Source organism: Streptomyces sp. NPDC055140 (assembly GCF_053607285.1).
In genome coordinates this window covers 119,516-138,971 of record NZ_JBSGTG010000011.1, presented here as the reverse complement: position 1 = coordinate 138,971, position 19,456 = coordinate 119,516, and the positions used below count along the sequence as shown (strand labels likewise).

Genomic DNA, 19,456 nt, shown 5'->3' with positions numbered 1-19,456 from the left:
ACACCGTACTCACGCGCTATTTGAGTACGCGTGCCGATTTCACGCCGCGTCCGCGGCGGCACAGTCGTCCTCATGAACGGCCTCTACGCTCTCAAGCCCTGGTACGCGGACCGGCTCTCCGGCCTGCGCCGCGCGCTCGCCGACCGGCAGGTCTCGCCCGACACCCTGACGGCGGCCGGTGTCGTGTGCGCCGCGGGCGCGGCGGCGGCGCTCGCGTGGCTGCCGGCGCCACTGGCCGCGCTTCCGGTGGCGGTGCTGCTCGCGGGGCGGCTCGCCTTCGCGAACCTGGACGGCGCGCTCGCCCGAGACACCGGCCGCACGACGCGGCGCGGCGCGCTCCTGAACGAGCTGGGTGACCGCGCGGCCGACCTGCTCGTCATCACGGGTTTCCTGCCGCTGGCCCCGCTGTGGCTGGTGGCCGCGGCGGCCTTCGCGGCGACGCTCCCTTCGTGGGTCTCGCTGGCGGGCGCGGCGGCGGGTGCGCCCCGGCGCAACGGCGGCCCGGTCGGCAAGACGGAGCGCTGCCTCCTGGCGGTCGTGGCCGCGGCCTCGGGCTGGGCGGTACCGGTGCTCGCGGTCGTCGCGGCGGGATCCGCACTGACAGCGGTGGTGCGGGCGGTGTGGGTATGGAGGGCGCTGGGGAAGCCTGAGACGGCTGGGGCTGCTGCGGCTACAGAACGGGCTGTGCTTACGGAGAGGACTGTGGCTACAGAGAGGGCTGTGGCGAGCGAGAAGCCTGTGGTGCGGGTGGCGGAGCCCGCGTCCCCGACCAGCCGTCGCCGCCCGTCCCCGTCCTCCTCCCCCACGCTCAGCTCCCTTCCCTCTGAGCACGCTCGGAGCCTCCCTCTCGACCCCGGCGAGGTGTCCGGCGGCATCACGCACACCCGCCCGCGGTCCCCCGCGGACCGCGGCACGCAGCCGCGGGGCACCCGATGAGCGCCGTGTTCGTCGCCGGCGAGGTGGCCGGGCGGGCCGTGCCGGTCGTGGCCGGGCTCCTCGGAGCCGGCGGTGTCGCCGTCGCCTCGCTGCCGTCCCGGGTACGGATGCGCGCCGAGCTGCGCAGGCGGTGGCGGACCTGGGCGCTGTCCGCGCCGCTGTTCATCGGGGCCTTCTTCGTGGGCCGCGCGGGCGCGTTCGCGCTCGCGGCCGGGCTCGGCGTGGTCGCCGTGGGCGAGTACGCACGGATGGCGGTCCTGCCCCGCGCCGAGCGGGCCGTACTGGTCTCCGCGGCAATCGCCGTACCTGGAGCGGCACTTGCGGGGCCCGACCCCCGCACGACGGGAGCACTTCTCGTACTCGCCGTCCTCGCGGCGGTCTGCGCGGGCGACACCGAGCAGGGCTTCACGCGCGCGTCGCGCACGCTCTTCGGTCTCCTATGGATCCCGGTGTCGCTCAGCGGCCTGGTGCTGCTCGGAGACACGGCGCTCGCGGTGGGGGTCGCGGTGGCCCTCGGTGACGTGGGCGCGTGGTGCGGCGGTACGGCGCTCGGCCGGCGGGGGCCGCTCGCGCGGCGCCTCTCGCCGCTGTCCCCCAACAAGACGTGGGCGGGTGTGGGCGGCGCCGCTGCGGCAACTGCCGCCGCGCTCGCGGCAGTCGGCGCGTTCACGCCGGTCCTGTGGGCGGCCGTCCTGGCCGGCTGCGTCCTCGGCGATCTCGTCGAGTCGATGGTGAAGCGCGAGGCGGGAGTGAAGGACGCGGGCAGCTGGCTGCCGGGCTTCGGCGGGCTCCTCGACCGTATCGACTCACTCCTCGCGGCCCTGCTCCTCGTGATGGTGGTGACCCTGTGACGACGACCGTGACCGCTGCGGCCCGTGTGCGCCCGTCCCGTGCGGCCGCCCGGCTCCGCCACGCCCTGTGGTGGCTCGTCCTCACTCTCACCGGCGGTGTGGAGCGCCGGGGCCGGCTCCCGCACGGCGGCTGTGTCGTGGTCGCCAACCACAGCTCGCACGCCGACACCGCGGCGCTGCTCGCCGCGCTCGACGCGTCGCACGCGCCGGCGATCGGTGCGGCGGCCGACTACTGGTTCGCCTCGCCCTGGCGCAGCCGGCTCTGCAGCCGCCTCGCCGCCGGGTTCCCGGTGCGTCGCTCCGGCGGGGGCATGGACGATCTGCTCGGCATGGCGGACACGCTGCGCGCGGGCCGCGCAGTGGTTCTCTTCCCCGAGGGCACACGCGCGCGTGCGGGTGAGCTGGGGTCGTTCCACCGGGGCGCGCTGGTCCTGGCGGAGCACGCGCGCGTGCCGGTCGTGCCGGTCGGGATCGCGGGCACGGACCGGCTGCTGCCCAAGCACGGCAGGCTGCGTCCGTCCCTGGTCCGGGTGCGGATCGGCGAGCCGCTCCCGCACACGGCGACTCCGGAGGAGGCCCGTAAGGCGGTCGCGGCGCTGCATGACCGTACGGTCGCGGAGCCGCTGCGGGACTCCCGCGTCCGCAAGGTCCTCGCCCGCGTGATCAACGCACGGCTCGGGCTGCTCCTGGCCTTCGCGTGGGCGTGCGCGGAGGCGCTGAGCTGGCCACTGATGCCGGAGCTGTTCCTCGCGGTGGCGTGCGTGGCGGTGCCGCGCCGGGCCCTGAAGTTGTCCGTCACCGCGCTCGCGGGCAGCCTCGCGGGCTGCCTGCTCGGGCTCCAACTGGCCTCCGTGGGCGTGTCGTTGCCCGCACCCCTGACGACGGACCGGATGCGGGCGGAGGTCCCTCACGAACTGTCCGTCGAGGGCGCGTCGGCGGTACGCCACCAGCCCTGGAACGGCATCCCCTTCAAGGTCTACGTGAAGGAGGCGGGCCACGCGGACGTCCCCGTCACGGACTGGCTGTCCGAGTCGGCGCGCGCCCGCGGTTCGCGCACGCTCACCGTGGGGCTCGCGTTCGGCGCGTTCGGCTTCCTGGTGCACCGGCTGCGCAGGCTCTACGGGCTCTACCTGGGCCTGCTGTGCGGCGGCTTCGCGGCCGGTCTCTCCCTCGTCGTGGCGGGCTGGAGCTGACGCGGCCGGTCACAGCGGGCCGCGCGGCGCCACGAACCAGGCGATGACACCGGCATCCCCGACCCCGCTCACGTACCTTCGAGATCATGAATTTACCTCCCTCCCGCAGGACCCTCCTCGGCGCAGCGGCCCTGGCGCCCGTCCTCCTCTCCGTGCCCGGCACCGCGAGCGCGGCGCCCGCCCCCGAGGCCGGCGGCGACGCCCGGCACCGGCTGCGCGAGCTGGAGGCGGGCTACCCCGGCCGCATCGGGGTGCACGCCCTGCACACCGGAACCGGCGCCTTTCTCGCCTACCGCGCGCACGAGCGCTTCGCGATCGCTTCGACGTTCAAGGTGCTCGCCGCCTCGGCGGTCCTGCACAGGGCGCGCGAGCAGGAGCCGGGACTGCTCGACGTACTGATCCGCTACGGACGCGACGACCTCGTGGCCGCCTCGCCCCGCACCGAGCTGCACCTCGAAACCGGCATGACGGTGCGGGAGTTGTGCGACGCCGCCATCACGTACAGCGACAACACCGCGGCCAATCTGCTGATGCGCCGGATCGGCGGCCCCGCCGGCGTCACCACGTTCGCCCGCTCGCTCGGCGACTCCGTGACCCGGCTCGACCGGTGGGAGACCGACCTCAACACGAACCTCCCCGGCGACCGGCGGGACACCACGACGCCCGCCGCCATGACCGAGGACCTGCGCGCGCTGGTCCTCGGCGACGCCCTCCACCCGCTCGACCGGGGCCAGCTGACCCGGTGGCTGGTGGAGAACACCACCGGCGACAAGCGGATCCGCGCGGGGCTCCCGCCGGGCTGGCGGGTCGGCGACAAGACCGGGTCGCCTGCCTACGGCGGGGTCAACGACGTGGCCGTGGCCTGGCCGCCGGGCGGCGGGGCTCCCCTGGTCGTCTCCGTGTACACGACCCGGCTCGACCCGGACACCCCGGGCCAGGACCGGATCGCCGCCGACATCACGCGCGTCGCCGTGGACGCACTGCTCTGACCCCGGACACGACACCGCCTCCGACCGGGGTGGGGCCCTGGTCGGAGGCGGGGGCGGGTGGGGGCGGCCCGTGCGGGCCGCCCGGGGTGGGCGTCAGCCCATGTGCGGGTAGCCGTACTCGGTCGGCGGGACCAGCGTCTCCTTGATGGCGCGGGTCAGGGTCCAGCGCTGGAGGTTCTGCGGGGCGCCGGCCTTGTCGTTGGTGCCGGAGGCGCGGCCGCCGCCGAAGGGCTGCTGGCCGACGACGGCGCCGGTCGACTTGTCGTTGATGTAGAAGTTGCCCGCGGCGTAGCGGAGCTTCTCCATCGTGTAGGCGGCCGCGGCGCGGTCGTTGGAGATGACCGAGCCCGTCAGGGCGTAGTCCGACGCCGACTCCATCTGGGTCAGCATGTCGTCGTACTTGTCGTCCTCGTAGACGTGGACGGCGAGGAACGGGCCGAAGTACTCGGTCTTGAAGACCTCGTTCTCCGGGTCCGCGCACTCGACGACGGTCGGGCGCACGAAGTAGCCGACCGAGTCGTCGTAGGTGCCGCCCGCGACGATGGTGCAGGAGTCGTCGGCCTTGGCGCGGTCGATGGCCGCCTTGTTCTTGGCGAACGCGCGGTCGTCGATGACGGCGCCGATGAAGTTCGACAGGTCGGTGACGTCACCCATCTTGATGCCGTCGACCTCGGCCGCGAACTCCTCCTTGAAGCCGGAGTTCCAGATGGAGGCCGGGACGTAGGCGCGCGAGCTCGCGGAGCACTTCTGGCCCTGGAACTCGAAGGAGCCGCGGGTCAGGGCCGTCTTGAGGACGGCGCGGTCGGCGCTCGGGTGGGCGACGACGAAGTCCTTGCCGCCGGTCTCGCCGACGAGACGCGGGTAGGTGCGGTACTTCGCGATGTTCTCGCCGACCGTCTTCCACAGGTGCTGGAAGGTCGGGGTCGAGCCGGTGAAGTGGATGCCGGCCAGGTCGCGGTGGTTGAGGGCGACCTCGGAGACCGCGATGCCGTCACCGGTGACGAGGTTGATGACGCCCTTGGGCAGACCGGCCTCTTCGAGGAGCTGCATGAGCAGCACGGCGGCGTGGGTCTGCGTCGGGGACGGCTTCCAGACCACCACGTTGCCCATGAGGGCGGGGGCGGTGGGGAGGTTGCCCGCGATGGCGGTGAAGTTGAAGGGCGTGATCGCGTAGACGAAGCCCTCGAGCGGGCGGTGGTCCATGCGGTTCCACACGCCGGTGGAGTTCGCCGGGGGCTGCTCGGCGAGGATCTGGCGCGCGTAGTGCACGTTGAAGCGCCAGAAGTCGACGAGCTCACAGGGGGTGTCGATCTCGGCCTGCTGCGCGGTCTTCGACTGGCCGAGCATCGTGGACGCGGCGAGCGTCTCGCGCCACGTCGTGGACAGCAGCTCGGCGGCGCGCAGGATGATCGCGGCGCGGTCGTCGAAGGACATCGCGCGCCAGGCCGGGGCGGCGGCGAGCGCGGCGTCGATCGCGTCCTGCGCGTCCTGCTGCGTGGCGCCGCGGCCCGTACCGATGACGGCCTTGTGGTTGTGCGGCTGGACGACGGAGAACTCGTCACCGCCACCGAGGCGCTTGACGCCGCCGATGGTCATCGACAGCTCGATCGGGTTCTCGGCAAGCTCCTTGAGCTTGACCTCGAGGCGCGCCCGCTCCGGGGAGCCGGGGGCGTAGCCGTGCACCGGCTCGTTGACGGGAGCGGGGACCTGGGTTACAGCGTCCATGACTTACCTCTTCCGAGTGAATCTCGGGCTTCAGCAGGGAGGATCTGAAACCGCGTACGTTGTCTGGTGGTCAGGGCTTGACCTTCACGAGACCGCGGCGTCGGTCCGGTGAGAAGCCCCCAGGGGCGGAGTCACGAGTCTCGGAACTCCTTCGAGAGGGGTGGGGCTCAGCCCTTGGTGAGGATGGAGCGGGCGAAGAACAGCAGGTTGGCGGGCTTCTCCGCGAGGCGGCGCATGAAGTAGCCGTACCAGTCGGTGCCGTACGCGGTGTAGACGCGCATCCGGTGGCCCTCGGCGGCGAGACGGACGTGCTCGTCGCTGCGGATCCCGTACAGCATCTGGAACTCGTACTCGTCCAGCTTGCGCCCGGCGCGGCGGGCGAGCTCCTGGCTGATGGAGATGAGGCGCGGGTCGTGGGACCCGATCATCGGGTACCCGTCGCCCTCCATCAGAACCTTCAGGATGCGGACGTACGCCTTGTCGATCTCGCCCTTGTCCTGGTACGCGACGGAGGCGGGCTCCTTGTATGCGCCCTTCACGATGCGCACGCGGCTGCCGGCGGCGGCCAGGCGGCGGGCATCGTCCTCGGTGCGGAAGAGGTAGGCCTGGATGACGCATCCGGTCTGCGGGAAGTCCTTCCGCAGCTCCTCGTGGATGGCGAACATCGAGTCGAGGGTGGTGTGGTCCTCGGCGTCGAGGGTGACCGTGGTGCCGATCGCGGCGGCGGCCTCGACGACCGGGCGGACGTTGGCGAGGGCCAGCTCGTGGCCGCCCTCCAGCGCCTGGCCGAACATCGACAGCTTGACGGACATCTCGGCCTTGGTGCCGAGGCCCAGGTCCTTGAGGCGCACGATCAGCTCGAGGTAGGCGTCGCGCGCGGCGGCGGCCTGCTCGGGGGTGGTGATGTCCTCGCCGACCACGTCGAGGGTGACTTCGAGGCCCTTGTCGCAGGCGTCCACGACGATCGGCACGACGTCGTCGACGCCCTCACCGGCGATGAACCGGTCGACGACCTGCTTCGTGCCGGGGGCTGCCGAGATGAAACGGCGCATCCTGTCGCTGCGCGACGCGGCGAGAATCACGGGACCCAGCACGGGGCACCTCCACGGAGAGTACGAAACGAGTGGCGGTATCGGCGTAAACGAACTGAATCGCAACAGACCGGTACGGCACGGAGAACCACCGTGAAATCTAAGGATCCCTCCGATCCAGTGCCATCGACAGCTGTCACGCATCTGCGGCCGCCACCTCAGACATTTGTCTGAAGAGTTCGGTGGGTTGCGCGAGAATGGCGGGGTGAAGGGCGACTACCAGGAACTGGTCGACGAGATCTCGGCGCTGCTCAGCGCCCCCGCGACGCTGGAGAACCGGGATTTCGGGCTGATCGCGTTCGGCGCGCACGACAGCGACAGCGATTTCGACGAATCGACGCTGGACCCCGTCCGCACCCGCTCGATCCTGACCCGCCGCTCCACCGCGGCGGTGCGCACCTGGTTCGAGGGCTTCGGCATCGCCCGCGCCACCGGGCCCGTCCGCATCCCGCCGACGCCGGAGGCCGGGGTCTACCGGGGCCGCATCTGCCTTCCCGTACGCCATCGGAGTGTCGTCCTCGGCTACGTGTGGCTGCTCGACGACGATCCGGGGCCGACCGAGCAGCAGCTGACCGCCGCGATGGAGGTGGCGGGCCGCATCGGCGCGCTGCTCGCGGACGAGGCGCAGGCGGGCGCCGACCTGACCCGCGAGTTCCGAGAGGTGCTCACGGCCGAGCGCGGCTGGCAGCGGGACATGGCGGTGGCGGCCCTGCGCACGGCGCTCGGCTCGCGCGCGGACGGGCTACACGCAGTGGTGTGCGTCGCCCCGTGGCCTTCGGCGGACCCCGACGACGCGCCGTCCTTCCGTACGATCCCCGCGGCCGACGCGCTGTGCACGGTGCCGTGGGGCGCGGCCGGGCAGGCCCTGGCCCTCCTGGTGCGGCTGCGTGCGGCGGACGCGCTCGGGCCGGCCATGGCGGCGACGGCGAAGCTGCGGGAGCGCGCCGGTACGGCGGTCGTCGCGGCTGGGTTCGGGGGCGCTCGGCGCGAACTGGGTGACCTCGGGGCCGCCTGGCAGGAGGCGACGGCCGCGGCGCGCGCGGCGCTCGCCGAGCCGCGTCTCGGCCCGGACGCGCACTGGGCGGCGATCGGCCCGTACCGCCTGCTCACCGCGCTGCCCCCGGACACGGCGCACGACCCGGTCCTGGCCCCGCTCCTGCTGCCGGCCAACCGTCAACTGGCCCGCACCACCGAGGTGTTCCTCGACTGCGCGGGCCAGGCGGGCCGCACGGCGGCGGAGCTGGGCATCCACCGCCAGACCCTCTACTACCGCCTGTCCCGCGTGGAGCAGCTCACCGGGCTCGACCTGGACGACGGCGAGGACCGGCTGCTGCTGCACATGGGGCTCAAGGCGTCACGCCTGTGACGCGCGCATCGCGTCCAGCAACAGCCGCAAGCCCTCGGTGAGTTCGTCGGCGCTGGGCGAGTAGTCCGCGTCGAAGGTGTGCTGGGCGACGAGCCCGAGGACCAGCACCGAGAAGAGCTTCCCGAGCGTGTGCACGCTCGGATCGTCGGCCGGCGGCTCCTCCCCCATGACCATGCCGATGAAGCCGCGCCCCGCCTCGTGCTGAGCTTGCGCCAGCTGCTCGCGCACGACCGGCATCTTGTCGCCCATCGTCACGAGCTCGATGCTCAGGTGCCAGATGGACCCGGGCTTTCCGAGGCTGCCGGTGATCCCGGCCATCACGGCACGGAACCGCTCCAACGAGCCGGGCGCACCAGGCAGTTCGCCCACCGCGCTCCAGTCGTCCGAGGCTCCCTCGGCCAGTGCCACGTACGCCTGCGCGAGCAGCGCGTCCTTCGAGCCGTAGTGGTAGCCGATCGACGCCAGGTTGGTCCCCGACTCCTTGACGATGTCGCGCGCCGTCGTGCGCACGAACCCCTTCTCCAGAAGGCAGCGCTTGGCGCCTTCGAGCAGATCCTCGCGATGTCCCATGCGGCCACCGTACCCCCGTTCCATACGGGCGTCCCATACATACGTCCCATACCAACGTCTTACACAGCCGATCCATACAGCCGTACTAGACAAACGTTTAAGACGCTCGTACAGTCCTCCTCATGACGAACTCACCGAGCACCAACTCCCGTGCGGGGCACCGTGAATGGACGGCTCTCGCGGTCCTGATGCTTCCGCTGCTCCTCGTCTCGATGGACGTCTCCGTCCTCTACTTCGCGATCCCCTCGATCAGCGCGGACCTCGAGCCCACCGGCACCCAGCAGCTGTGGATCTTCGACATCTACGCGTTCGTGCTCGCCGGCCTGCTGATGACGATGGGCTCCCTCGGCGACCGCATCGGCCGTCGCAAGCTCCTGATGATCGGCGCCACCGCCTTCGGCGCCGCCTCCGTCTGCGCGGCCTACGCGAACAGCGCGGAAATGCTGATCGCGGCCCGTGCGATCCTCGGCATCGGCGGCGCCACCCTGATGCCCACGACGATGGCACTGGTGCGCAACATGTTCCGCGACGACAAGCAGCGCGCGACGGCCATCGGTATCTGGTCCGGCGTCATGACCGGCGGCATCGCGCTCGGCTCGGTGATGAGCGGCATCCTCGTCGAGCACTTCTGGTGGGGCTCGGTCTTCCTCGTCAACCTGCCCGCGATGGCCCTGCTCCTGCTGCTCGCCCCGGTCCTGCTCCCCGAGTTCAAGGACCCGCAGCCGGGCCGCTTCGACTTCCTGAGCGTTCCGCTGTCGATGGCCGCGGTGCTCCCCCTCGTCTACGGCATCAAGGAGATCCCCTCCGAGGGCTTCGAGCCGCTCTACGTCGCCTCGATCGTCGTCGGCCTCGTCTTCGGCGCCCTGTTCGTACGCCGTCAGCGCACCGTCGAGTCACCGATGATCTCGCCGGCCCTCTTCCGCGGCCGCGGCTTCGGCCCCGCCGTCACCCTCAACCTCATCTCGGCCTTCGCGATGATGGGGTCGGCCTACTTCACGACGCAGTACCTCCAGGCCGTCCTCGGCAAGAGCGCACTCGAAGCGGCGCTGTGGGCGCTCGCGCCGACCGTGTTCATCGGTCTCGCGGCCCCCATCGCGACGGTCCTCGTGCAGCGGGGCGTGCACCGGGGCTCCGTCGTCACGGCCGGCTTCCTGACCAGCGCCTGCGGCTACGGCCTCCTGACACTGACCGGTACGGACTCCCTGTGGACCGTCCTGGCCGGAGCGGGTGTACTCGCCTCCGGCGCGGTGATCGTGGGCTCGCAGCTGACCGACCTGGCGCTCGGCGCGGCCCCCGCGGAGAAGGCGGGCGCGGCGTCGTCCCTGCTCGAGACGGGCCAGGAGTTCGGCGGCGCCCTCGGCATGGCCGTCCTGGGCTCGATCGGTACGGCGGTCTACCGCCACGAGATCGGCGACGCGCCGGCCGAGGCGAAGGAGACGCTGGGCGGAGCGCTCGCGGTGGCGCAGCACCTGCCGGGCCGGGCGGGCGACGCTCTCCTCCTGTCAGCCCGGGAGGCGTTCACGAGCGGCATGCACATCGCTGCGCTGGCCGGCGGGGCGGTCCTGCTGGGGGCGGCGGTACTGGCTCTGCGGGGCCTGCGCGGGGTGGCTGCGCCGCAGCGGGAAGAGCAGCGGGAGCCGGAGCGGGCGACGGCCTGACCTCTCCCCCGACCCGCCCCTTCCCGAATGTCCTCAAATGCCGGACGGGCTGAATATCAGCCCGCCCGGCATTTGGGTCAGGGGGAGAAAAAAGAAGGGCCCGGGCCACCAAAAGGGTGACCCGGGCCCAACCACGTACCAAGAACTAGTCCGTCAGGTTCACGGAGCGCGCCGACGTCGCGCCGATCTCATCACCCAGCTCGCCGAGCACCCCGGCGGGAACCGTGTCGTCGACGGTCAGGACGGCCAGCGCCTCGCCGCCCACGTCCGCACGGGCGACCTGCATGCCGGCGATGTTGATGCCCGCCTCGCCGAGCACGCGGCCCACGGTGCCGACGACACCGGGACGGTCCTCGTAGCGCAGGACGACCATGTGGTCGGCCAGGGCGAGGTCCACGTCGTACTCGCCGACGGCGACGATCTTCTGGAGGTGCTTGGGGCCGGCGAGCGTGCCGGAGACCGAGATCTCCTCGCCGCCGGTCAGCGTGCCGCGCACGGTGACGACGTTCCGGTGGTCCGGGGACTCGGAGCTCGTGGTGAGGCGGACCTCGACGCCGCGCTCCTGCGCGAACAGCGGAGCGTTCACGTACGACACCGTCTCGTCGACGACGTCCTCGAACACGCCCTTCAGAGCGGAGAGTTCGAGCACCTTCACGTCGTGCTGGGTGATCTCGCCGTAGACCTCGACGTCGAGGCGGGCCGCGACCTCGCCCGCGAGCGCGGTGAAGATCCGGCCGAGCTTCTCGGCGAGCGGCAGGCCCGGCTTGACGTCCTCGGCGATGACGCCGCCCTGGACGTTCACCGCGTCCGGTACGAGCTCACCGGCGAGCGCGAGCCGCACGGAGCGGGCGACGGCGATACCGGCCTTCTCCTGCGCCTCGTCCGTGGAGGCACCGAGGTGCGGGGTGGCCACGACCTGGTCGAACTCGAACAGCGGGGAGTCCGTGCAGGGCTCCTTCGCGTACACGTCGAGGCCGGCGCCGGCGACGCGGCCCTCCTTGAGCGCCGAGTACAGCGCCGCCTCGTCGACGATCCCGCCGCGCGCGGCGTTGACGATGCGGACGGTCGGCTTGACCTTGCGCAGCGCGTCGTCGCCGATGAGGCCGACCGTCTCGGGGGTCTTGGGGAGGTGCACGGTGATGAAGTCGGAGACCTCGAGCAGCTCGTCGAGGGTGAGGACCTTGACACCCATCTGGGCGGCGCGCGCGGGCTGCACGTACGGGTCGTACGCGACGACCTTCATGCCGAAGGCCGACATGCGCTGCGCGACGAGCGCGCCGATGCGGCCGAGGCCGACGACGCCGAGGGTCTTCTCGGCCAGCTCGACGCCCGTGTACTTGGAGCGCTTCCACTCGCCGGCCTTGAGGGCCTGGCTGCCCTGCGGGATGTTGCGCGCGGTGGCGATGAGCAGGCCGCAGGCGAGCTCGGCGGCGGTCACGATGTTGGAGGTCGGGGCATTGACGACCATCACGCCGGCCTTGGTGGCGGCGGAGACGTCGACGTTGTCGAGGCCGACACCGGCTCGTGCGACGACCTTCAGCTTCTTCGCGGCGGCGATCGCCTCGGCGTCGACCTTGGTGGCCGAACGGATCAGGATCGCGTCGACGTCGGCGATGGCCGGGAGCAGCTCGGCCCGGTCGGCGCCGTTGCACTGGCGGATCTCGAAGTCAGGGCCAAGAGCGTCGACGGTCGCGGGAGACAGCTCTTCCGCGATGAGTACGACAGGTTTGCCGGTTGCAGCAGTGCTCACGTGAGTCCTCACAAGTCCCATTGCGGACGGCCGTCCCGACGGCCGCAGGCGGTGGAGGGGTGTCATCGGCACCGGGGAAGTGCGGGTGCGTTCCCGCGTCGTTCGGTGCGTGCTCTCGGTGTGCCGGACGAAGGCTCTCGTAGCAGGGCTACTTGTGCCTTTGGCCGGTCCGGCGAGAGTGCGTGCCGGGCGGCGTGGGGACGTGCTTGCACTTCTTCGGTGTCGCTGTGCCGCGTGGTAGACGCACGACGCTGTGGGCCCGACGCGAATGTGTTCTGCAGTCTAGTGGCGCTTCGGAGGTGGTCTTGCGCCTCCGTGGAAGGATCACCCGTCCGTGGCTGGACGGGGTGGACAACCACGTTGACACGAGAGCGCCGCGGGCCGTCCACCTCGACGAGGGGGCCGGGGCGTTCGCCCCGGCCCCCTCGTCGCAAGGCTTACGCCTCGTCGTTGTCCACCCAGCTCATGAGCTTGCGGAGCTCCTTGCCGGTGGTCTCCAGGAGGTGGTTCTCGTCCTGGGTCTTGTACTCGTTGTACTTCTTCAGGCCCGAGTGGTACTCGTCCATCCAGTTCTTGGCGAACGTGCCGTCCTGGATCTCGGCGAGGACCTTCTTCATCTCGGCCTTGGTGGCGTCCGTGATGATGCGCGGGCCGGTGACGTAGTCGCCCCACTCGGCGGTCTCGGAGATCGACCAGCGCATCTTCTCCAGGCCGCCCTCGTACATGAGGTCGACGATGAGCTTCAGCTCGTGGAGGCACTCGAAGTACGCGATCTCCGGCTGGTAGCCGGCCTCGGTCAGCGTCTCGAAGCCCGCCTTGACCAGCGCGGCGGTGCCACCGCACAGGACGGCCTGCTCACCGAACAGGTCGGTCTCGGTCTCCTCGGTGAAGGTCGTCTTGATGACGCCGGCGCGGGTGCCGCCGATGCCCTTCGCGTAGGAGAGGGCCAGCTCGAAGCCCTTGCCCGTGGCGTCCTGCTCGACGGCCGCGATGCACGGAACGCCGCGGCCCTCTTCGTACTGGCGGCGCACCAGGTGACCCGGGCCCTTGGGCGCGACCATCGCCACGTCCACGTTGGCCGGGGGCTTGATGAAGCCGTAGCGGATGTTCAGGCCGTGGCCGAAGAACAGCGCGTCGCCGTCCTTGAGGTTGTCCTTGATGGACTCCTCGTAGACCTGGGCCTGGAGCGGGTCCGGGACGAGGATCATGATGACGTCGGCCTCGGCGGCGGCCTCGGACACGGTCACCACACGCAGGCCCTGCTCCTCGGCCTTGGCCTTGGACTTGGAGCCTTCGTGCAGACCGACGCGGACGTCGACACCCGAGTCACGCAGCGACAGCGCGTGGGCGTGGCCCTGGCTGCCGTAACCGATCACCGCGACCTTGCGGCCCTGGATGATGGACAGGTCGGCATCGTCGTCGTAGAACAGCTCGGCCACTGGATTTTCTCCTTGGTGTGCAGGTGGTGCGTCCCACCGTACGGCGGGATTGCGGAGGGAAGTTTTCGGGTCTCGGTATACGAGAGGGCGCTCGAAAGCACCTGGGGGGCTCAGGCCGTGCGGTCGAGCGCCCGCAGGCTCCGGTCGGTGATGGAGCGCGAGCCGCGGCCGACCGCGATGGTGCCCGACTGGACGAGCTCCTTGATGCCGAAGGGTTCCAGCATCTTGAGCATCGCTTCCAGCTTGTCGCTGGAGCCGGTGGCCTCGATGGTGACGGCCTCGGGGGAGACGTCCACGGTCTTGGCGCGGAACAGCTGGACGATCTCGACGATCTGCGAGCGCGTCTCGTTGTCGGCGCGGACCTTGGCGAGGACGAGCTCGCGCTGGACGGCGTGGCCCTGCTCCAGTTCGACGATCTTCAGGACGTTGACCAGCTTGTTGAGCTGCTTCGTGACCTGTTCGAGCGGCAGCGCCTCGATCACGTTCACCACGATGGTGATGCGGGAGATGTCGGGGTGCTCGGTGACGCCGACCGCCAGGGAGTCGATGTTGAACCCGCGGCGGGAGAACAGTGCGGTGATCCGGGCGAGGACACCTGGCTTGTTCTCGACCAGGACGGAGAGCGTGTGCTTGGACATGGCTCTTGGTCTCTCTTTCGCTCTCGGTCTCAGTCGTCTTCGTTGTCGCCGAAGTCGGGGCGGACCCCGCGGGCGGCCATGACTTCGTCGTTGGAGGTGCCGGCGGCGACCATCGGCCACACCATGGCGTCCTCGTGGACGATGAAGTCGACGACGACGGGGCGGTCGTTGATGGAGTTGGCCTCTTCGATGACCTTGTCCAGATCCTCGGGGCGCTCACACCGGATGGCGTAGCAGCCCATGGCCTCCGACAGCTTGACGAAGTCGGGGACGCGGGTGCCCTTGTTGTCCTTGACGTCGTCCGGGCCGCTGTGGAGCACGGTGTTGGAGTAGCGCTGGTTGTAGAACAGCGTCTGCCACTGGCGGACCATGCCGAGGGCGCCGTTGTTGATGATGGCGACCTTGATCGGGATGTTGTTGAGCGCGCAGGTGGTCAGTTCCTGATTGGTCATCTGGAAGCAGCCGTCGCCGTCGATCGCCCAGACGGCGTGGTCCGGCATGCCGGCCTTCGCGCCCATCGCGGCGGGCACCGAATAGCCCATCGTTCCGGCGCCGCCGGAGTTGAGCCAGGTGGCGGGCTTCTCGTACTGGATGAAGTGCGCGGCCCACATCTGGTGCTGGCCGACGCCCGCGGTGAAGATCGTGCCCTCGGGCGCGAGCTGGCCGATCCGCTCGATGACGTTCTGCGGCGAGAGCGAGCCGTCCTCGGGCTGGTCGTAGCCCAGCGGGTAGGTGTCGCGCCAGCGGCTGAGGTCCTTCCACCAGGCGCTGTAGTCGCCCTTGTGGCCCTCGCTGTGCTCCTTCTGCACGGCCTGGACCAGGTCGGCGATGACCTCGCGGGCGTCACCGACGATCGGCACGTCGGCGGCGCGGTTCTTGCCGATCTCGGCCGGGTCGATATCGGCGTGGACGATCTTCGCGAACGGGGCGAAGCTGTCCAGCTTGCCGGTGACGCGGTCGTCGAAGCGGGTTCCGAGGGCGACGATCAGGTCGGCCTTCTGCAGCGCGGTGACGGCGGTGACCGCACCGTGCATGCCCGGCATTCCCACGTGCAGCGGGTGGCTGTCGGGGAATGCGCCGAGCGCCATCAGGGTGGTGGTGACGGGCGCTCCGGTGAGTTCTGCGAGGACCTTCAGCTCGGCCGTGGCGTGCGCCTTGAGCACACCGCCGCCGACGTAGAGGACCGGCCGCTTCGCGGCGGTGATCAGCTTCGCGGCCTCGCGGATCTGCTTGGCGTGCGGCTTGGTCACCGGGCGGTAGCCGGGCAGGTCGGTCTGCGGCGGCCAGCTGAAGGTGGTCTGCGCCTGGAGGGCGTCCTTGGCGATGTCGACGAGGACGGGGCCGGGACGGCCGGTGGACGCGATGTGGAACGCCTCGGCGATCGTCTTCGGGATGTCCTCGGCCTTGGTCACCAGGAAGTTGTGCTTGGTGATCGGCATGGTGATGCCGACGATGTCCGCCTCCTGGAAGGCGTCCGTGCCGATGGCCTTGGAGGCGACCTGGCCGGTGATCGCGACGAGCGGCACGGAGTCCATGTGCGCGTCGGCGATCGGGGTGACGAGGTTGGTGGCGCCGGGGCCCGAAGTGGCCATGCACACCCCGACCTTGCCGGTGGCCTGCGCGTAGCCGGTCGCCGCGTGGCCGGCGCCCTGCTCGTGCCGGACGAGCACGTGACGGACGCGGGTGGAGTCCATCATCGGGTCGTACGCGGGAAGGATCGCACCGCCAGGAATCCCGAATACCGTGTCGGCCCCGACCTCCTCGAGCGAACGGATGAGGGACTTCGCACCCGTGACGTGCTCGACGGGGGCGGACTGCTGTCCTCGGGGCCGCGGCTGCGGATGGTGGGCCCCGGTGGCCTGCTCGGTCATCGGCATTCTCTTCTCGATGCTGAGGGTTTTTGCGAGGTTTGTACGGTGTTCTGTTACTGGACTACACGCGCTGGTGCAACAAAAAACCCCTCGTGCCGTGAGGCAAGCGAGGGGAGCGCGCCGGGTGCGGTCGCTGGGATCCGGTGTTCCGACCGGTGGGTCCCAGCTTCAGCCGACGCGCTTTCCAAGTACGAGAATTCGGGTGCGCATGGCATTGACCCTCCCCCCGGCACACAGTGCGTGTCAAGTAGGTGGGACGGGAGTCTCATTATGTGAGCGGAGCAGGGACGTCCGGCCGGACGGCGACGGTACGCCCGCGAACACCGGCTCGGCCGGACCACTGGGCACCGGGTAGTTCCCCGAAGCCAGCGCGCGGCGCAGCCGGTACTCGTCGAGCGGCCCGGAGAAGGCCATCCCCTGTCCATGTGTGCACCCCATGGCGCGCAGTGCGACGACCTGCTCGGGCAGGTCGACGCCGTCGGCCACGGAATTCAGGCCGAGGTCGCCGGCGATGCGCAGCAGACCACTGGTGATCTTGTGCAGGCGGGCGGATTCCACCACTCCTTCTACGAGACTGCGGTCGAGTTTCAGTACATCGACAGGGAGCCTGCGCAGCGCCGTGATGGCCGCATATCCGCTGCCGAAGCCGTCCAGGGCGATCCGGGCGCCGAGTCTGCGCAGCGCGGTCAGACGGCGCTCCAGTTCGTCCAGGGGAACCCTGGGGTCACTGTCGGCCAGCTCGATGACCAGCGCGCCGGAGGGCAGCCCGTGCCGGGTCAGGAGCGCCTCGATGGAGCCGAGGGGCAGCGACCGGTCGAGGAGCCTGCGGGCGCCGATCCGGACGGCCACGGGCACGGCATGACCTCTGCGGCCCCGCTCGGCGGCCTGCTCGACGGCCTCCTCCAGCATCCAGCGGCCGAGCTCGGCGGTGCGCTCGCCCTCCTCGGCGGTACGCAGGAACTCGGCGGGCGTGAACAGGATGCCCTGGGTGGAGCGCCAGCGCGCCTGCGCGGCGACCGACGTGATCCGGCCGGTGGCGAGGGAGACGACCGGCTGGTGCAGCAGGGCGAACTCGCCCTCGTGCAGGGCGGTGCGCAGCCGCGTGGCGAGCTCCGCCTTGCGGACGACGTCGGCCTGCATCTGGGGCGCGTACAGCTCCACCCGGCCCTTGCCGGCGGCCTTCGCCCGGTACATCGCCAGGTCCGCGTTCCGCAGCAACTCGCCTGCGGACACGTCGGGTTCGGCGAAGGCGGCGCCGATGGAGGCGGCCACCCGGACATCGTTGCCGTCGATGGCGTAGGGCTGCGAGAGGGTGACCCTGAGGCGGTCCGCGAGCTCGTAGATGTGCTGCTCACGCGCGGTGTCGTCCCGGCTGCCGTCGCCGACGATCAGCGCCGCGAACTCGTCGCCTCCCAGGCGGGCGGCGGTGTCCCCGGAGCGCACGGATTCGGCCAGCCGCCGGGCGGCCTGGACGAGGAGTTCGTCGCCCGCCTGGTGGCCGATGGTGTCGTTGACCTGTTTGAAACCGTCGAGGTCGATGAAGAGGACGGCCGTGCCGCGGTCGGTGGCGCGGCGGCCTCCCAGCGCGTGGCCGACCCGCTTGGTGAACAGGGCGCGGTTGGGCAGGTCGGTGAGCGGATCGTGCTCGGCGTTGTGCTGCAACTGCGCCTGGAGGCGCACCCGTTCGGTGACGTCCCGGCTGTTGAGGATGAGGCCGCCGTGGTGGCGGTTGACCGTCGACTCCACGTTCAGCCAGGCGCCGGTGCCGGAGCGGAAGCGGCACTCGATCCGGGTCGTGGGCTCCTCGATCTGACTCGCCGCGAGGAAGCGGCGCACCTCGTGGACCACGCGCCCGAGGTCCTCGGGATGGATGATCGAGGCGAGCTCGGACCCGACGAGCTCCTCGGCGTCACGCCCGTAGACCCCGACGGCGGCCGGGCTGACGTATCTGAGGATGCCGTTCGGAGCGGCGATCATGATGACGTCGCTGGAGCCCTGCACCAGGGAGCGGAAGTGGTTCTCCTTCTGCGCCAGCTCCTGGGTGAGGGTGATGTTGTCGAGGAGCATGATGCCCTGGCGCACGACGAGCGCCAGGACGACCGTGCAGGCCGTGAAGAGGACCACGCGGTCCACGCTGTGGCCGTTGAGGACGTTGTAGAGAATCCCCAACGTGCAGACGGCGGCGGCCAGATAGGGCGTGAGCGCCGCGAGCGATCCGGAGATGGGGCGGGTGACCTGATACCGAGCGAACGCGGGGCCCCCGTCGTGCTCCCCGCGCCGCGGCCCTACCCAGGGCGCGCACGCGAGCAGCAGCGATCCGGCGAACCAGCCGGCGTCGAGGATCTCCCCCGAGTGGTAACTCGCGTGGAGCAGGGGCGAGGTGAACAGGGCGTCGCACATGACGGTCAGGGCGAGCGCGCCGATCGCGGTGTTCACCGCCGTGCGGTTGCCGGGCGAGCGGCGGAAGTGCAGCGCCAGCACCATGCTGACCAGCACGATGTCGAGGAGCGGGTAGGCGAGGGAGAGCGCGGTACGGGTGACGCTCTGCCCTTCGAACCGCGCGGTGTGCGCGAGGGCGAGGCTCCAGGACAGCGTGATCAGCGAGCCGGCGATGAGCCAGGAGTCGAGCGCGAGACAGACCCAACCGGCCTTGGTGAAGGGGCGCTTGGCAAGGACGAGCAGCCCGACGATGGCGGGCGGCGCGAAGCACAGGAAGAAGACGTCGGCGAGGCTCGGCGTCGGCACGGGGCGCTGGAGTACGACCTCGTACCAGCCCCACACCCCGTTCCCCAGGGACGCCATGGCGGAGGAGACCGCGAACAGGATCCAGGCCGGTCGAAAGCAGCTGCGCCGGCTGCGTGCGTACGCGAAGTTCGACACGGCGGCGACCGCGGCGGCGGCGCTGAGTCCGAAGTCGCCCATGAACAGGGCGAGTCGGTCGGATCCCCAGCCGAACACGGACCCCGTGGCGTACCCGCCGCACAGGAGGGCGAACACGAGCTGCGAGGCGAGGCCGGACCCTCCGCCCTGGAACAGGCGGCGGCCGGTGATCACGGTTCCGGGGGCGCTCACGGGGTCACTCCGGTCCGCGCCGCCCCCGTGTCCCGGTTTCCGTGTGCTGCTCGCTGAGGCCTTCTGCGTCCGCCGCTCCTGTGGCGTACGCCCCTGCGGCTGCCGTGGCGGCTGGGCCGGCTTGTGCGGACCCGTGCGCGCGCGGGTCGTCGCCGGCGGCCCCGCCGCGTCGGATCGTTCGCCCATAGGCCATGCATCGCCCGTCGCCCCCCTCACAGTCCGGTTGTCCGTCCCCGGCGCCGAACTCTCCACGGCGCTGCCCCAGTCGGGACGATACACCAGACTCGTCACTCAGGGACATAGTCTC

General features: G+C 70.8%; 14 protein-coding genes. 6 read left to right on the top strand and 8 right to left on the bottom strand.

Annotated elements, in window-relative coordinates; genetic code table 11:
- Window positions 1-72: 72 nt before the first annotated feature.
- From ACWFR4_RS22175 to bla, 4 genes are all read left to right on the top strand, one after another.
- A complete protein-coding gene (locus ACWFR4_RS22175; protein ID WP_453654123.1) occupies window positions 73-936 on the top strand; it encodes a hypothetical protein in 864 nt (287 codons plus the stop codon).
- Complete coding sequence (locus ACWFR4_RS22170; RefSeq protein ID WP_453654121.1) at window positions 933-1,787, top strand: phosphatidate cytidylyltransferase; 855 nt, start codon at window positions 933-935, stop codon at window positions 1,785-1,787. Before ACWFR4_RS22175 ends, ACWFR4_RS22170 begins: the two co-directional genes overlap by 4 nt.
- A complete protein-coding gene (locus ACWFR4_RS22165; protein ID WP_453654119.1) occupies window positions 1,784-2,980 on the top strand; it encodes a lysophospholipid acyltransferase family protein in 1,197 nt (398 codons plus the stop codon). Before ACWFR4_RS22170 ends, ACWFR4_RS22165 begins: the two co-directional genes overlap by 4 nt.
- Window positions 2,981-3,066: 86 nt before the next feature.
- Window positions 3,067-3,969 (top strand): class A beta-lactamase, encoded by a 903-nt coding sequence (bla, locus tag ACWFR4_RS22160; protein ID WP_453654117.1) that lies wholly within the window; start codon window positions 3,067-3,069, stop codon window positions 3,967-3,969.
- 93 nt (window positions 3,970-4,062) lie between these two features.
- Here the strand turns inward: bla and pruA are convergent, their stop codons facing one another.
- Both pruA and ACWFR4_RS22150 read right to left on the bottom strand, forming a co-directional pair.
- Window positions 4,063-5,694 carry an L-glutamate gamma-semialdehyde dehydrogenase gene (gene pruA / locus ACWFR4_RS22155; RefSeq protein WP_453468433.1) on the bottom strand — a complete coding sequence of 544 codons (1,632 nt, stop codon included), beginning with the start codon at window positions 5,692-5,694 and terminating at the stop codon, window positions 4,063-4,065.
- A 167-nt stretch (window positions 5,695-5,861) separates the two neighbouring features.
- Window positions 5,862-6,788 (bottom strand): proline dehydrogenase family protein, encoded by a 927-nt coding sequence (locus ACWFR4_RS22150; RefSeq protein ID WP_453468434.1) that lies wholly within the window; start codon window positions 6,786-6,788, stop codon window positions 5,862-5,864.
- A gap of 202 nt (window positions 6,789-6,990) precedes the next feature.
- On the opposite strand from ACWFR4_RS22150, the gene ACWFR4_RS22145 reads away from it, so the two are divergent.
- Window positions 6,991-8,151 (top strand): PucR family transcriptional regulator, encoded by a 1,161-nt coding sequence (locus tag ACWFR4_RS22145; protein WP_453468436.1) that lies wholly within the window; start codon window positions 6,991-6,993, stop codon window positions 8,149-8,151.
- Here the strand turns inward: ACWFR4_RS22145 and ACWFR4_RS22140 are convergent.
- Window positions 8,140-8,721, bottom strand: coding sequence for a TetR/AcrR family transcriptional regulator (locus tag ACWFR4_RS22140; RefSeq protein WP_453654115.1), 582 nt, complete (start codon window positions 8,719-8,721; stop codon window positions 8,140-8,142). The genes ACWFR4_RS22145 and ACWFR4_RS22140 overlap by 12 nt on opposite strands.
- Before the next feature lie 122 nt (window positions 8,722-8,843).
- On the opposite strand from ACWFR4_RS22140, the gene ACWFR4_RS22135 reads away from it, so the two are divergent.
- Entirely contained in the window at window positions 8,844-10,379 is a 1,536-nt protein-coding gene (locus ACWFR4_RS22135) for an MFS transporter (RefSeq protein ID WP_453654113.1), read from the top strand.
- Window positions 10,380-10,524: 145 nt separating this feature from the next.
- Here ACWFR4_RS22135 and serA read toward each other — a convergent pair whose 3' ends face one another.
- The 5 genes from serA to ACWFR4_RS22110 all read right to left on the bottom strand — a co-directional run bounded on the left by serA (window position 10,525) and on the right by ACWFR4_RS22110 (window position 19,149).
- A complete protein-coding gene (serA, locus tag ACWFR4_RS22130; protein ID WP_389700673.1) occupies window positions 10,525-12,150 on the bottom strand; it encodes a phosphoglycerate dehydrogenase in 1,626 nt (541 codons plus the stop codon).
- 416 nt (window positions 12,151-12,566) lie between these two features.
- Window positions 12,567-13,568 carry a ketol-acid reductoisomerase gene (gene ilvC, locus ACWFR4_RS22125; RefSeq protein WP_326711022.1) on the bottom strand — a complete coding sequence of 334 codons (1,002 nt, stop codon included), beginning with the start codon at window positions 13,566-13,568 and terminating at the stop codon, window positions 12,567-12,569.
- A gap of 110 nt (window positions 13,569-13,678) precedes the next feature.
- Window positions 13,679-14,206 (bottom strand): acetolactate synthase small subunit, encoded by a 528-nt coding sequence (gene ilvN, locus ACWFR4_RS22120; protein WP_326711023.1) that lies wholly within the window; start codon window positions 14,204-14,206, stop codon window positions 13,679-13,681.
- 29 nt (window positions 14,207-14,235) lie between these two features.
- Window positions 14,236-16,077: an acetolactate synthase large subunit gene (locus ACWFR4_RS22115; protein WP_453463897.1), complete on the bottom strand. Its 1,842-nt coding sequence runs from the start codon at window positions 16,075-16,077 to the stop codon at window positions 14,236-14,238.
- Window positions 16,078-16,320: 243 nt separating this feature from the next.
- On the bottom strand, window positions 16,321-19,149 hold the full coding sequence (locus tag ACWFR4_RS22110; RefSeq protein WP_453654111.1) for a putative bifunctional diguanylate cyclase/phosphodiesterase: 2,829 nt from the start codon (window positions 19,147-19,149) through the stop codon (window positions 16,321-16,323).
- Window positions 19,150-19,456: the final 307 nt, after the last annotated feature.

What these genes read in the sequence shown, in the direction of transcription:
- ACWFR4_RS22175 (WP_453654123.1), top strand. Translation starts at nt 73, where the DNA reads ATGAACGGCCTCTACGCTCTCAAGCCCTGGTACGCGGACCGGCTCTCC.
- ACWFR4_RS22170 (WP_453654121.1), top strand. Translation starts at nt 933, where the DNA reads ATGAGCGCCGTGTTCGTCGCCGGCGAGGTGGCCGGGCGGGCCGTGCCG.
- bla (WP_453654117.1), top strand. Translation starts at nt 3,067, where the DNA reads ATGAATTTACCTCCCTCCCGCAGGACCCTCCTCGGCGCAGCGGCCCTG.
- pruA (WP_453468433.1), bottom strand. Translation starts at nt 5,694, where the DNA reads ATGGACGCTGTAACCCAGGTCCCCGCTCCCGTCAACGAGCCGGTGCAC.
- ACWFR4_RS22140 (WP_453654115.1), bottom strand. Translation starts at nt 8,721, where the DNA reads ATGGGACATCGCGAGGATCTGCTCGAAGGCGCCAAGCGCTGCCTTCTG.
- ACWFR4_RS22135 (WP_453654113.1), top strand. Translation starts at nt 8,844, where the DNA reads ATGACGAACTCACCGAGCACCAACTCCCGTGCGGGGCACCGTGAATGG.
- serA (WP_389700673.1), bottom strand. Translation starts at nt 12,150, where the DNA reads ATGGGACTTGTGAGGACTCACGTGAGCACTGCTGCAACCGGCAAACCT.
- ilvN (WP_326711023.1), bottom strand. Translation starts at nt 14,206, where the DNA reads ATGTCCAAGCACACGCTCTCCGTCCTGGTCGAGAACAAGCCAGGTGTC.
- ACWFR4_RS22115 (WP_453463897.1), bottom strand. Translation starts at nt 16,077, where the DNA reads ATGACCGAGCAGGCCACCGGGGCCCACCATCCGCAGCCGCGGCCCCGA.